14 protein-coding genes and 1 other RNA gene are annotated in these 13,903 nt (G+C 43.3%); 8 read left to right on the plus strand and 7 right to left on the minus strand.

Annotated features, from left to right (window positions below):
- Positions 1 to 58 precede the first annotated feature (58 nt).
- Together sspA and K5L93_RS13260 are read left to right on the plus strand one after the other, a co-directional pair.
- Positions 59 to 694, plus strand: coding sequence for a stringent starvation protein SspA (sspA, locus tag K5L93_RS13255; RefSeq protein WP_220720259.1), 636 nt, complete (start codon positions 59 to 61; stop codon positions 692 to 694).
- 11 nt (positions 695 to 705) lie between these two features.
- Positions 706 to 1,110, plus strand: a complete 405-nt coding sequence (locus K5L93_RS13260; protein ID WP_220721521.1) for a ClpXP protease specificity-enhancing factor — start codon at positions 706 to 708, stop codon at positions 1,108 to 1,110.
- 44 nt (positions 1,111 to 1,154) lie between these two features.
- Here the strand turns inward: K5L93_RS13260 and dolP are convergent, their stop codons facing one another.
- Genes dolP through K5L93_RS13280 form a run of 4 tightly spaced genes read right to left on the minus strand, consistent with a single transcriptional unit; the run spans position 1,155 to position 4,522 of the window.
- A complete protein-coding gene (gene dolP / locus K5L93_RS13265) occupies positions 1,155 to 1,727 on the minus strand; it encodes a division/outer membrane stress-associated lipid-binding lipoprotein (protein WP_220720260.1) in 573 nt (190 codons plus the stop codon).
- A gap of 3 nt (positions 1,728 to 1,730) precedes the next feature.
- A complete protein-coding gene (locus K5L93_RS13270; protein WP_016400769.1) occupies positions 1,731 to 2,321 on the minus strand; it encodes a D-sedoheptulose-7-phosphate isomerase in 591 nt (196 codons plus the stop codon).
- Between the two features lies 1 nt (position 2,322).
- Entirely contained in the window at positions 2,323 to 2,670 is a 348-nt protein-coding gene (locus tag K5L93_RS13275) for a YraN family protein (RefSeq protein WP_246615051.1), read from the minus strand.
- On the minus strand, positions 2,663 to 4,522 hold the full coding sequence (locus tag K5L93_RS13280) for a penicillin-binding protein activator (RefSeq protein WP_220720262.1): 1,860 nt from the start codon (positions 4,520 to 4,522) through the stop codon (positions 2,663 to 2,665). Before K5L93_RS13280 ends, K5L93_RS13275 begins: the two co-directional genes overlap by 8 nt.
- 139 nt (positions 4,523 to 4,661) lie before the next feature.
- Between K5L93_RS13280 and rsmI the strand changes: the two genes are divergently transcribed.
- The 3 genes from rsmI (at position 4,662) to K5L93_RS13295 (ending at position 7,505) form a co-directional block, all read left to right on the plus strand.
- Positions 4,662 to 5,501 carry a 16S rRNA (cytidine(1402)-2'-O)-methyltransferase gene (gene rsmI, locus K5L93_RS13285; RefSeq protein ID WP_220720263.1) on the plus strand — a complete coding sequence of 280 codons (840 nt, stop codon included), beginning with the start codon at positions 4,662 to 4,664 and terminating at the stop codon, positions 5,499 to 5,501.
- 41 nt (positions 5,502 to 5,542) lie between these two features.
- Positions 5,543 to 5,924, plus strand: an RNA gene (rnpB, locus tag K5L93_RS13290) — RNase P RNA component class A.
- Between the two features lie 42 nt (positions 5,925 to 5,966).
- A complete protein-coding gene (locus tag K5L93_RS13295; protein ID WP_220720264.1) occupies positions 5,967 to 7,505 on the plus strand; it encodes a tyrosine-type recombinase/integrase in 1,539 nt (512 codons plus the stop codon).
- Between the two features lie 147 nt (positions 7,506 to 7,652).
- Here K5L93_RS13295 and K5L93_RS13300 read toward each other — a convergent pair whose 3' ends face one another.
- The 3 genes from K5L93_RS13300 to K5L93_RS13310 form a co-directional block, all read right to left on the minus strand.
- Complete coding sequence (locus K5L93_RS13300; RefSeq protein ID WP_220718244.1) at positions 7,653 to 8,864, minus strand: IS256 family transposase; 1,212 nt, start codon at positions 8,862 to 8,864, stop codon at positions 7,653 to 7,655.
- Between the two features lie 166 nt (positions 8,865 to 9,030).
- The gene (locus K5L93_RS13305) at positions 9,031 to 9,819 is read right to left on the minus strand and encodes a HEPN domain-containing protein (RefSeq protein ID WP_220720265.1); all 789 of its coding nucleotides are present in this window, start codon (positions 9,817 to 9,819) and stop codon (positions 9,031 to 9,033) included.
- A gap of 5 nt (positions 9,820 to 9,824) precedes the next feature.
- Positions 9,825 to 10,910, minus strand: a complete 1,086-nt coding sequence (locus K5L93_RS13310) for a DUF262 domain-containing protein (RefSeq protein ID WP_220720266.1) — start codon at positions 10,908 to 10,910, stop codon at positions 9,825 to 9,827.
- 187 nt (positions 10,911 to 11,097) lie between these two features.
- Between K5L93_RS13310 and K5L93_RS13315 the strand changes: the two genes are divergently transcribed.
- The 3 genes from K5L93_RS13315 (at position 11,098) to mraZ (ending at position 13,903) form a co-directional block, all read left to right on the plus strand.
- Positions 11,098 to 11,694 (plus strand): recombinase family protein, encoded by a 597-nt coding sequence (locus K5L93_RS13315; protein ID WP_246615052.1) that lies wholly within the window; start codon positions 11,098 to 11,100, stop codon positions 11,692 to 11,694.
- Positions 11,695 to 11,831: 137 nt separating this feature from the next.
- Positions 11,832 to 12,920 (plus strand): hypothetical protein, encoded by a 1,089-nt coding sequence (locus tag K5L93_RS13320; protein WP_220720267.1) that lies wholly within the window; start codon positions 11,832 to 11,834, stop codon positions 12,918 to 12,920.
- A gap of 527 nt (positions 12,921 to 13,447) precedes the next feature.
- Positions 13,448 to 13,903: a division/cell wall cluster transcriptional repressor MraZ gene (gene mraZ, locus K5L93_RS13325; protein WP_220720268.1), complete on the plus strand. Its 456-nt coding sequence runs from the start codon at positions 13,448 to 13,450 to the stop codon at positions 13,901 to 13,903.

A 13,903-nucleotide genomic window follows, 5' to 3' on the forward strand; every position in this document is an offset into this window, starting at 1 on the left:
ATAGCATTTATGCTGTTGCCGTTTGTGTATTTATTTTAGATGGTTTTTGGAGGATTCAATGGCTGTAGCTGCCAACAAGCGTTCGGTAATGACGCTATACTCTGGTGCTAACGACTTATATAGTCATCAGGTACGTATCGTTTTGGCTGAGAAAGGCGTCAGCGTAGAAATTAATCAGGTCGATCCGGACGACTTACCGGAAGACTTAATTGATTTGAATCCGTACAGCTCTGTTCCAACCTTAGTTGATCGCGAATTGGTGTTGTACCAATCGCAGATCATCATGGAATATTTAGATGAGCGTTTTCCTCACCCACCGCTAATGCCGGTTTACCCTGTGTCGCGTGGTTCAAGCCGCCTTATGATGCACCGCATCAAAAACGACTGGTACACCTTGGTTGCGCAAATTGAAAAAGGTGAGAGCGCCGAGGCTGCACGTAAGCAATTAACAGAAAGCCTATTAAGTATTGCACCGGTTTTTGCTGAAATGCCTTACTTTATGAGTGAAGAATTCAGCTTAGTAGATTGCTACTTAGCACCACTACTGTGGCGTTTACCTACTTTGGGCATCGAGCTTGAAGGTGCGGGTTCTAAAGAAATTAAATCTTACATGATCCGTGTATTCGATCGTGAATCTTTCCAAGCTTCACTGACCGATGCAGAGCGTGAAATTCGCGATGGATTTTTAGGTTAATGAGTGAAGAGATGACCCCAAATAGGCCTTATTTGCTTAAGGCTTTTTTTGATTGGTTGTTAGACAACGAGTTGACTCCCCACTTGGTGGTAGATGCTACCCAAGCAAACGTGACCGTGCCCAGCCAATTTGTTAATGATGGACAGATTGTGTTAAACATTGCTCCGTCGGCGATTGCGGCCTTTAATATGGACTTACAGCATGTAAGCTTTAGCGCACGCTTTGGTGGTAAGCCATTTCAGGTGTATGTGCCTATGGCAGCCGTTGTCGCCATTTATGCACGAGAAAATGGTGCAGGTACCGTATTTGAGCCAGAAGCTGCTTACGAGCAAGTGGAAGAGCTTGAGAGTCAGCCTGAAGAGTCTGCGGTTAAAGAGGATACTCCGAAGAAGCCGACACTCACCATCGTGAAATAAAAAAAGCGCCGAAAGGCGCTTTTTTTATATCTACTTTAAATTTGCTAGCTGGCTTCTATCAGCTCAAATACTTTAATCACTTTGGCTACGCCAGTCTCGTGGCGGGCAATATCAATCGCTAAGCGTTCTTCTTCTGCGGTAACAAACCCAATAAGAAACACTTCACTGTCTTCGGTAATGACTTTTATCTTACCAGGTGGAAGCTTGCTGTCTTCGTATATCTTAAATTTGATTTTGGTGGTAATCCAAGAGTCATTGCTACGTACACCTAAAGATACTGGTGTTTTGATGCGTACTTCGTTAAGCACTTGTTGCACACCACTTACTTCGCGGACAACTTGAGTTATTTTGTTGAAATATTCTTGGTTCGGAGTTTGGCCAATAACCAGTACCCTGCCGTTAAGTGCAACCACTGATAATTTACTTTCGCGCCAAATATTTTCTTCTTTACCTAGTTGGTTTAATACTTGTAGTTCTATAGTCTGGTCATCAAATTGAGTACCTATGGTGCGCCTATCTGTTGCTGCACCTGCTGCTACTCCGGCACCCACTACAACTGCTCCAGCACAGGCTTGTAGTAGCCCTGCCAAAACAACAACGGTGATGATACGTAACATCCTTTAATCCTCCTGTTGGGGAAACAACGTACGGTCTACTAAATCACATAAACTGTTTAAGGCCAGTAGGTGTACTTCGTTAATGCGTACGCTCTGTTCACCTGGCACTCTAATTTCAACATCTTGCTCGCTAAGCAGACCAGCCATTTCACCGCCATCTTTTCCGGTTAGCGCAATAATTGTCATGTCGCGATTTACCGCCGCTTCCATGGCTTTAATTACGTTACGACAGTTACCTGAGTCAGAGATGGCAACTAGTACATCGCCTTGCTGGCCTAATGCGCGAATTTGCTTGGCAAATACTTCGTCAAAGGAGTAATCATTCGCAATGGCACTTAGCACTGAGCTGTCGGTGCTAAGTGCCAAAGCTGGAAGGCTAGGGCGCTCGGTATCAAAACGGTTAACCAAGTTAGCTGAAAACTGCTGAGCAAGCGCTGCTCCTGCGCTATTGCCCGCAATAAGCAATTTATTTCCGTTAAGCAAGGCTTGGGCAATAATCACCGTGGCTTTTTCAATCGCATCGGGTAGTGCTTCTGCAGCGGCAATCTTGGTTTGTATGCTTTCTCTAAATATTTCTTTGATTCGTTCTTGCATGTTATTCCCCAAACGCGTTCTGAAACCATTCTAGGTAAGGTGCCTGCTCTTGAATAGCAACAACATCAAAACGCATTGCAGTATCAAATTGATTCAATTTTTTTTGTTGTAAATAGTGTTGTGCGCTCAGCAGTATACGCTGCATTTTGTGTTGGTCGACCGCAGCAGCTGCTCCGCCATGGCTAAGGCTTTTGCGGTATTTTACTTCCACAAAAACCCAGGTATCGCCCTGTTTACAAATTAAGTCTATTTCGCCACGGCGGCAGTGGTAGTTTTGCTCAATCAGCTGTAAACCTTGTTTACTTAAATAGTTGGCCGCCTGCTGCTCTGCAGCTTGCCCTTTATTCAATATCTTGGTCTTGAAGCGTGTTAGCTTGGATTTCCAAGGGAACCAGTTGGCCATCTTTATATTGAGTCCACGTAAGTTGTCGAATGACTAAGCCTTGTTGGTTAACACTGAGTTTTCCGGTTAAACCACTTAGTTGGTAGTCTGAATAGCCGCGCATTTGAGCCAGTTGACTAATCAGCGAGTAGGCATCATAACCCAAAGCGTACAAACGTTTCTGCGAGTCAGAAGAGCTAGGCCAAAGCTGCTGATGGCGAATCGCGTTTACCGATTGTTGCTCTAATATCCAAGGCATTTCGCTGATGTAAATGCCGTCTAATTCGTTTTCGCTGGTTTCATCATTTTTGTCATAGCTGCGTGAGCTGGCATATAAGCGTGGGCTTACTGCAAATGGGCTTACGGTTACATCAATAAACGCCTTAATTAGCTTAGTTTCGGTATTGTTGCCCACCAAATATAGAGAGTTTGCATCGCTTCTAGAGCGTACTTCAGCTTCTAAGTCTTGCCCCAAAATCTGCTTAAACTGGCTAATACGCTGCTGGCTCATATCGGTATGTAATAATTTACGCACCGCGCGCTGTAGATCGTTGCGGTTAGCGTAGTAGATAACATCTACAGGAGAGCTAGAAAGGGTTTGCCATTCCTCTGTAAATGACTCAGCCATGCGCTTGCCCAAGCTGCTTTGTGGGGCTAACAGTAGTGGATTTTGCTCTTCGCGTTGCGCCATGAACTGAGCGGCTTGTTTGGCTTCATCCTCTGGCGAAAGTGGAAAGAAGAACTGTTGGTCCTGTTCACCAGCTTGCACATCGTTAAGAGCGAACACTGGTTGGGTTGGTGCAAGGCTTAACAAACTGCGTAGCTGCGATTTTAACAGCGGCCCAACGATGAAATCGATTTGGTCTTGTTCAAGCTGGGGATAGAGTGTTTCCATTGCTTGGGACTGGGTATCGTAAAACACCAATTCTGTATCACCGGTAAACTCAGTTTGGCTATCTAAGAAAGCGGATACTAAACCGTCTTTTACCGCCAAACCGTTATTTTGGTATTTACCACTTAACGGCAGCAAAACTGCAATTTTTTGTGGCGTATAAGGCGTAATGCTTAGTGCTTTAGCTAGATCACCAGCTACATAATCTAGTGCTGGGTGGGCTGGGTATTCGGTTTTCCAAGTTTGTAGCTTAGCAACCAATTTCTCCGGTGATTGCTTGGGGTCGTTACTTATTGCAACAATTTCTAACCAGCCGTTGCGTAATTCGTTACCTGGCTGCTGAAAGCTGCGTAGGGTAAACGCGGTAAGTGGTTTCAGCAGTTGCCAAATAGTTTGATGATTGGTTTCTCGGGCTTCTTCTGATAGATAACGGTCTAGCTCGATAAAAGCGCCAGAAGCAGCTAAAGGATTATTTTGCTTTTGATAAATTTTGCCGCGGGTTTGGAAGTAGGCATACCAATAATCATCGGGTAGTTGCCAGGCTGGGTCAAAATCTAACAATGCTAAAGCCGGAGTGTATTGGCCTTGAAGCTCCAAAGAGTAGGCGCTTACTATGCGCAAGCCTGCCCCACGTTGTACCGTGTTTGCTTGCTGATTTAGCGATGTGGTAACGGCATCACCGGCTTGGAACATGCCTTGTTGATAGTACGCTTTAGCTGCCAGCAGTTCCCACTCAAAGCTCTGCTCTACTGGCGCAATGCTAGCCTGATCCAAATAAAACTCTGCATTATGTTCAGGCGCAACAGCAATTGAAGGAAGGTCTATAGCTACAATAGGCGGCTTGGTTGGGCCACTACTACAGGCAGCGAGCAAAAGCATAAGGCTTAAACTGAGATAACGTAGCGCTGAGATCAGGTTATGTTTCAAGGTTTATACCACTAGTATTGATTAGTTAGTGCATATATTAAGAGCCAAACGCTAAATAATCTACAATCGAAGTGGTGAAAGATTGAGGCAAGTGAGGCTTTTGATTAAAGTAGAGGCCGTTTTTATCAGAGGTGAGTTTATGTCAGCCATCGGTACTCTTTATATTGTAGCCACTCCTATTGGCAATTTAGCAGATATCACACAGCGTGCTATTCAAGTGCTTAAGGATGTGTCGATGATTGCAGCCGAAGATACGCGCAACACTGGTCGGTTACTTAATCATTATGAAATAGGTACTCGCTGTGTGGCGGTACACGATCATAACGAGCAACAAAAAATAGCCTGGTTAGAGCAACAAGTGCTAGGTGGAAATGACATTGCGTTAGTCTCAGATGCAGGAACGCCACTGATTAATGACCCCGGCTACCACCTAGTAAACGCGTTTCGCGCTAAAGGCTACCCAGTTGTGCCTTTGCCGGGTGCTTGCGCGGCTATAGCTGCGCTGTCGGTAGCGGGTTTGCCTACAGATAGGTTCTTGTACGAGGGATTTTTACCGGCTAAAACCAAAGCACGCCAAGAACGATTAGACGAACTTCGTCAAGAAACTCGAACAGTAGTGTATTACGAATCGCCCCACCGCATTTTAGATAGCCTCGCCGATATAGCTAGTTGTTTAGGGGAAGAGAGACAAGTTGTGCTTGCTCGCGAACTGACCAAAACCTTTGAAACTATTAAATCCATGCCCGTTGGAGAGCTACTTAGCTGGGTTAAAGCCGACCCCAACCAACAAAAAGGGGAGATGGTATTAATTGTGGCCGGTTACCAAAAAGACAGTGAGCAGTTACCAGTAGATGCTTTAGATACGCTTAAGTTATTGCAAACAGAGTTGCCATTAAAGAAGGCCGCAGCACTTACCGCTAAAATTTATGGTTTAAAGAAAAACGCCCTTTATGACTACGGATTAAAGCGCGGCGAATAAGCGCTATTCTTGCTGATAATTGTTTGCTATAGTCCGCCACCGGAGTTGGCTAGGCAATCGCTGCTTCGTCGTTGTGCGCTCTTTCGGGAGTGGCAGACGGGCGAAGGGGAGGAAAGTCCGGGCTCTATAGGGTAGGGTGCCAGGTAACGCCTGGGGGGCGCGAGCCCACGACAAGTGCAGCAGAGAGAAGACCGCCGATGGCTCTTCGGAGTACAGGTAAGGCTGAAAGGGTGCGGTAAGAGCGCACCGCGCGTCTGGTAACAGTATGCGGCGAGGTAAACTCCACCCAGAGCAAGGCCAAATAGGCCCCCTTAAGGCGCGACCCGCGTTGGGGGCGGGTAGGCTGCTTGAGCCATTAAGCGATTAATGGCCTAGACGAATGATTGTTCACGACAAAACCCGGCTTATCGGCCAACTCCACCTAATTTTAAGGTGTTGTTTTGTAACTTTAAAAGGTTATTTGAATTGATTGGTACACAATCTGGTACACAGGTTGGTACACAAATGAAATACCTTCAGTTGCGAAACAGCACTTATTATTTTCGTTATCGGGTTCCTTTGAGGTTTAGAGGATGCCTACCTCTCAAAGAGGTAAAACTATCCTTACGCACCGATTCTTTTGCTCAAGCTGTTGCTAGAATAGCTCCTAAATTGAGAATAATTAAGCGTATCCAGTCTATGGCTACCCCTCACCCCAGTTTGAAGCAGTTGTTTGAAGAATTAACGGATTATACGCGGGCAGATAGTTTATCTGAGTACAAAAGGCATGAGCGTGACGGTGGGGCAGCTAGTGTCTTTGAGGTTATGGAGTCTGTAATTCGTAATAGCCTAAAGAATGGAGGGGGAAAGTTTACCCCCAATGATTACGGTATTGATATCACCCCACCAGCTGAACTTGACGAATGCCTTAATTTTGAAGAGTTAGCCTTAATGCTCTGTAAGGCTATGTCAGAGCGTATATGCAATGGGCGCTCAGAGCTATTCTACGACCTTCACTCCAAAGCTCTGGCGCTCTCTCAAGCGAATGTAGGGTCAAATAACGGCTTGTTGCTTAGTAAGGCTTGGGAGGAGTTTAAGGTTACAAAGGAGTGGGGTGATAAAGCAGCTAAAAACTATCAAAGACTATATGAAGTTATGTTGGCTTATTGGGGTGACGTAGATATTAATACAATCGATAAAAATAGTATTAAAGAGCTTCTTTCTCGCTACCAAGACTTCCCGAAAAGAAACAATAAACCTTTCAACAAAATGAGCTTGTCTGAAATCATGCAGTTTGATGTTGCTGATATTGCCGATGAGAAAAAAATAGCCCCAAAGTCAGTAAAAGAACTGCTTAAATTATGCCAAGGCTTTTTTAGTGCTTTTCTGGCGGATGAGAAGAGCTATTTAAAGGCTTCACCCACCTTGGGTGTTAAGTACGCGGTTAAGTCACCCTCTTATGCTGCTTACTCTGACTCACATATTCTAAAGGTTAAGGAAAAAGCGCAATCACTTGAAGGTTGGAAGAAATGGGTAATTCTATTGGCTATTTATACTGGCGCAAGGAGAGGTGACATTAAAAGCATATCTGCTAGCAGTGTGCGAATGGATGAGGATAGTGGGCGTTACTATATTTGGATTGAAGAAGGAAAGACCGATGCTGCTCAAAGGCCGATTCCCATACATAAAGAATTAATAAAATTGGGATTTATGGAATTTATTGAAAATAGGGAGGGGATACTATTCCCTGAAGTAGATAAAGCGCCTAATCGTATGACTTCACTTGTTCATAGAATCAATCGTGAGCTAGGTCTTTCTGAGTGCAACGATAAGGGGCTTAGGTATTCATTACATAGCTTCAGGCATACATTTATCACCAAAGTGCAAGCGAAGGGTATCACCACCTCTTTATTTCAAACCGTGGTAGGCCATCAAAAGAGTGAGCTTGGTATTTCACAAAGGTATACTCATGAAATTCCAGTAAAGGAGCTTTTCGCTGTTGTGGACTCTATAACTGATTGGTAGAAACAGTGTTGAGGTACTGAGGCTTGAGAGGAGAGAGGGGGAGCAGCCTCTCAGAAAATTAAAATATCTAGGGTAAAGAATTAGTTTCACCTAATAAGCCTCTATCCAATCGCCAAGAGGCTGTAACAGATTCTGTGTATCTGCCATCTAGTTAATGTGTTTTTCTAGACGTTCCTCGAACTCGATAATAAACCGACTCATAGCTTGGCGCCAGTTTTGAATGGGCATTGTCCATTTCTTGCTGGCGTCTTTGATTGCTAAGTACACCATCTTGGTTGCGGCCTCATCGTTTGGGAAGAGTTTCCGCTTCTTTAGTGCCTTGCGTATTACGCTGTTGAGAGACTCAATCGCATTGGTGGTGTAAATGGCCCGACGGATATCTTCAGGGTAGTTAAAGAGCGTATTGAGGTTCTGCCAGTGATTGCGCCAAGATTTGGAGATTTGCGGATACTGGCTATCCCAGACTTCGCTAAAGCGCTCCAGCTCAAGTAAAGCTTCATCTTCTGTAGCTGAGCGATACACACGCTTCAGGTCGGCTGTAACCGCCTTGTAGTCTTTCCAGGATACATACTTCAATGAGTTTCGCACCATATGGACTATGCAAAGCTGGATATGTGTTTGGGGGAAGACGGTATTGATCGCATCAGGGAAGCCCTTCAGGCCATCTACACAGGCGATAAGTATATCTTCAACACCACGTTGATTGAGTTCAGTTAGAACACTCAGCCAAAACTTAGCACCCTCGTTTTCGGCTATCCACATGCCCATTAACTCTTTCTGGCCGTCGGTGTTAATGCCCAAAGCAAGGAAGATAGATTTATTGATAATGCGTTTGTCTTGGCGGATTTTGACCACGATGCAGTCGAGATAGACGATAGGATAAATGGCATCGAGTGGTCTAGATTGCCACTCCACAATTTCCTCCATCACCGCATTTGTGACACGCGAAACTAGGCTGGGTGATATCTCGGCCCCGTACCACTCATCGAAAGCATTCACGATGTCACGCGTACTCATACCTTGCGCATAGAGCCACAAGATCTTGTCATCCATGGAGGTAAATCGTGTTTGATGTTTTTTGACCAGCTTGGGGTCAAAAGAGCCAAGGCGATCCCTAGGAGTATCAAGCTCAAACTCTCCGTCTTCGGTTTTTACGCGCTTAGTGCTCTTTCCATTGCGGGTATTATTCGACTTGGAAGGTTTGTGTTTTTCATAACCAAGATGCTCATCCATTTCAGCGTTGAGTGCCGCTTCAACAGTGATTTTTTTGAGCATCTGGCTGAATTCAGTTAAATCATCGGGAGTTTTGATTCCCTTTGCAGCTTCTATAGCAAAAGCTTCAAGTGCTTTCTTATCCATGTGCCTATCCTTAGCCATTACGGCTTTAAGTTTAGACAGTTACACAGAATTTAGGACAGGCTCATCGCCAACTTAGATAATTTAGAAAATCAGGTGCTTGCCTATATTTGTCATGTTAAAGCTAACATTACTGTACGATTATTCATTTCTTATTGTTCTGTAAAAATCAAGGTGACAGCTGGGCACAGACTACGTATACCACCAGTAGTTGAAACAGTCTTACATTAATTATTGTTGAGCGAAGGTCTCTGACGGTAGTCGTGTTTTCAAACGTATTCCCGTGAACAATCTGGTGTCTATGGCTATTTATGTTGTTTAAAAACTCATGCCATACTGTTTGCCCTTGATAGTTAGAAGTTATCAGGCCACTACTTTTAGTCAGTGATGCAGAATAAGGAAAAGCATCACAAGCCCTAGAAACAATCCGATGGAGTAAGCTCAATCTTCTTTTTGCGGCTCGAGGGGATTCAAACACATCTTCATACGATGAGCCATGCAAATTCTTGAAGACATCTCGCACGCCAAACTTGCGAAGAGCTTGTGATACCATATCTGGCTTGGGGTTCTTGTTACTATTGCCCCCGAACAAAAAAGCATCCACATTGGCTTCGAAATCACTGACGCCTTCAAGGGTTTGTATCAGTGAAGCTTGGAATTTTCGAAAGTCTTTTTCATCAGACATAGCTGCAGAGTAATAGCTAGCAGCCACTGCTTCTTTTGCAGGGACTGGGAATTCAGAAAAGCTCAAATGACGATTCAGGTCATCAACCAAGCTCTTTACCAAGCCCTTAATAAACCCCTCCATGTGAGAAATCATAAGAATACTTGTGGAGCGGCAAAGGGAGTCATACATGTCGCTGCCCGCATCATGCTTATCGGCTTCTTCAATCAACAGCTCCACTTCTTTCCAGCGGGTGTCGGTAGTTGCAATTAATTCTTGCAGAAATGTAGGCATATAATTTAAACCAAAGCTAACGCTTTCATTATTCTAACTCTCACCTTCGATACATCGTTCACGCTACCTTGGCATGCCTCAAAAAATTCTTTGTCATTGAATAAGTTAACAAATTCGTCAAAGTTAATAGGGGAGCCAGTCAGAAATGCTTTTCGCGACATGGCCATTACTGAGTCGAAGACGGCAGCATTAAACTTTGACATTTCTTCAAGCTTTCCTGTTTCAGTATTAACTTTATATTTAGCAAACGGTTTGTCAGTATTTTTATCAATGAGGGCTATTACGAGGCGAAACTCCTCCATGAGCGCTTGAGTTTTTTCTTGTGGCAGTTCATTAAACTCTTTCATTTTGTCAGTTAAGAATTGCTTAAATTTACCTCTGTATGCTTCATAGCCTTCAGCTGTTGTCAAAGCAAAGTAGCGAAGAACCAACTCTACATCTTCCATTTTCTTACGCTTGGCGCTGCCCTCTGATATGTGGGCTAAACGCAAGAAAGTCTCGTTATTCGCGGCTTTGTTTATTGCCTCCCTAAAGCGCCCTCTACAGGTCGCGTTTCTTAGTTCTTGTGGCTCTAGTTTTACCGAGCCAGAATTCAGCCTCTCGAATATATCAAATTTGACCTGTTGGTCTAATGTAGAGTCGATTCGTAAACATCTAATAGTTCTCTCTTCTAGCCGTCTAACTAAGAACGGTGGTAAGTCAGAATAGGAGCAGCCATTCAGGGGCTCCAAGGCTTCTAACTCTTCTAGTTGAAACTCTTTGTTGAAAAAGTCTGTAACTGCTGTCAGGCGCTGTTGACCGTCTATCACAGAGTACCTAGCCACACCATCATCTATCTCCTCATCCACATCAATATCTTGAGATATGTATACAAATGGAATTGGTATATTAAGGATAAGGCTCTCAATTAATTTAGATGCAGTCTTTACGTCCCATCGGTGGCGGCGTTGGTAATCTGGGTTCAATCTAATGATATTCTTGTTAATTTTCTTAACTAACGTTTCCAAATCGTACTCAACGGTCACCGCTCTGACGGTGCGTTCTTTTGCTATCTGCTGAAGCTCTTCTAGTTTGGTTTTTAACGAAGTCATCATCACACCAATTGATTATAGGTTTTTATGCAAGAACAATATCATAACTCAAATTAATCTGTCTTTATCGCTCCAACTTTACCAATTAAAACCTATCGCTAGGCCATACCTATCTGGTTTGTCTATTTTTGCCTATCATTTGCTATCTTTATGACTTATATGATAGGTTTATCGTATAGGTATTTAAATGATAGGTGATGCGCTTATGTCGACTTATATGTATGCGAGGGTAAGTACAGAACAGCAAAATTTAGAGGCTCAAGTGGAGCTTTTAAAGAATAAATACGACATTCTTGATGGTAACGTATTTGCTGAGAAGTTTACGGGTAAGTCTTTAGATAGACCTATGTTCAATAAGTTGCGGAAAATTGCTAAGAAGGGGGATGTAATTGTTGTACAAGACCTCTCTCGGTTAGGGAGGAATACAACAGAAGTTTTAAACTGTATTGATGAGATGTCAGCACAAGAAGTGTCATTAATAATTGATGACCTTGGTAGAATCGATGTGACTAGTGCAACGGGAAAGATGGTCACAACGACTTTGGCTGCGGTAGCTACAATGCAGAGGGAGCAAATACTTGAAAAACAAGCAATGGGAATCGCAAAAGCTAAAGCAGAGGGCAAGTACAAGGGACGGAGGCAGTCACCGGAAACTGTAAAAAAATGTCAGAAAGCTATTGGTTATGTTGAGGATGGACTTAGTAAAGAGGATGCAGCTCGAGCTGTAGGTATCGGTATCGCTACTCTATATCGGTATATCAGCAGCACCACAAAAGATAAGTAACTACCTTAGATAATCATTTTTACACTTATATTACTTAGTGTTTTTTTCAATAAAAACATTAGTTTAAACCTGACAGTTACCATAACTACAACAGAGCACTAACCCATTGATTCAGACTTGGGTTTTTTGGGGAACAGATGACAAGAAAGCGAGTAACTAAAGTTAAAAAATGTGTTGGATGTAAGAAGGAGTTTAAAACAACCTCTCTAGCCTTCACTTCCTGTGTAATTTGTCGGAAAGCTAAAAATAACTCTAGGCTAGTGAGCAACTTTATAGGCTCAAATTATGGACGTTGGTTAGTGGGCAGAATTGCAGACCACAAAACTTTTAAGGTGATGGAGTTTAGTTTAAAAGGATTGCAGGGGCTTTATGATATTTACAGGCTCAGAAAGAAGTACTGCCAATATACTTACGATGGCCGCTGGTCACAGAAGTATGAATTAGATTTATGCCACCTTTACCCTATTAAAGGCGATGAGGGGTTTGTAGGTGAGTTTTCACCGAGAAACCTGCTTATTGCCCCGAGTCGAATCAATAAGGCTTTTAAGAATAAAGTGTTTGATGCAGGCTATAAAGTCAAACTCCCTCCACCATCAAAGAGAATATCCGGTGTTAATGAGGTTAAGAATTCAATCAAGAGGAATAAAAGGTTTCGTGGAGCTGTTCTAGAGTTTCAGAAAATTCATAAACTTAAGCCCCCAAAGAAAGAAGATATAGAGGGTGTGATAAAGCCAAGCCAAGATTTCACACTCGAAGATATTGTGAGAAATGAGTCCCTAAGGCTAGGGGTTCGTATTCCTACTGAGGCTTCTGTAGAAACGAAGTTCACAACTATTATAAAGGGCGTTGTGGACAAGCCAGCTAAGTCGGTGAAGCCTGTTGCTTATGATGCGGAAGAGCTTAAAGAGATAAGGCAATGGTCATGTTCTCAGTGGGAGAGAGATTTACCCGATGCTGAGTTAATTACTTACACCATGCTGAGAACGCTTGATGAAGAAGGTGTCGTGACAATTGAAGGCAGAGACTTCCCTGTTGATAGGCTTTTGGAGATTTACCTTGAAGGACAGGTTCGTGAGGTCATGAGTCTTACTTTTGAAAAAGAGGCTTCCGCAAGTAAAGCGACTAGAGAAGTTCTTCGAGGCTTTTCTGGTGAAGAAAATCCCCATGAGTCAAACGTTTATCTAGAGGTTGCTGATGAAGATGACTTGTTCACTGGGAGAGTATAGTTATTTGCTGTTCTTATTGTTTTTATCTGTTTTATTCCGAGGGGTGGGGAGAGAGTGGTTAAGTTTTAACACTCAATTGCTGGCTGGTACACAAGTTGGTACACTTAGGTCACACACTTAAAGCGGTGTACCAATGAATTAATGACTTATATAGAAGGGAGTGGGCTTATCGGCCAACTCCCTTCTTTATTAAAGCCCTGTTGTTTAACAACAGGGCTTTTTCATTTCTATTACGTAATTTGCCTCAATGTCAGTTTTATGGCTGTTAACTCAGTATTCCTAAAAATAAATATGCCATTAAATATTAATTATTTTGGGGCCAGAAATGACGCGGCTGCGTTGTTTATCAAGTCCTTAGGCTTTTCTTTGTTTGGCTTGGTGGAATTTTGTTCATTTTCTTGCTCAAGGTCGCTTGCAAAGGGCGAGACTCGTCCTTAAACTTAGTGAATTGTGGGATAAAGTGGATCATAGTGGATCTATTTACCCAACAACTGAATTAATTAGGGATAGATGGGGAATTAACACTGATGTTACGCGGCGCTAGCTCAATCAACTTAGACGCGAAGGGACGCATGACTATGCCGACCCGGTATCGCGAGTGGTTGATGGAAGAGTGTCACGGTCAATTGGTGTGCACCATTGATATAAACCATCGCTGTTTACTGCTTTACCCTTTAGCTGAATGGGAAGAAATTGAGCGTAAACTCAAGCGCTTATCTAGCATGAACCCAGCAGAGCGTCGTTTGCGACGCTTGTTATTGGGTTATGCCGACGATTGCGAGATGGACAAAAATGGTCGTTTGTTAATTCCACCTCCGCTGCGTCAACACGCAGATTTGGAGAAAAAAATAATGCTGGTTGGCCAGCTCAACAAATTTGAGCTGTGGTCAGAAGAGCAATGGCAGCAACAAATTGCTGCAGATATAGCCCTAGAAGAGGACGTTGATATGTTAACTGATAACCTAAAAGATTTTTCGCTTTAG

It is taken from the genome of Agarivorans litoreus (assembly GCF_019649015.1).
Taxonomy (GTDB): Bacteria; Pseudomonadota; Gammaproteobacteria; order Enterobacterales; family Celerinatantimonadaceae; genus Agarivorans; species Agarivorans litoreus.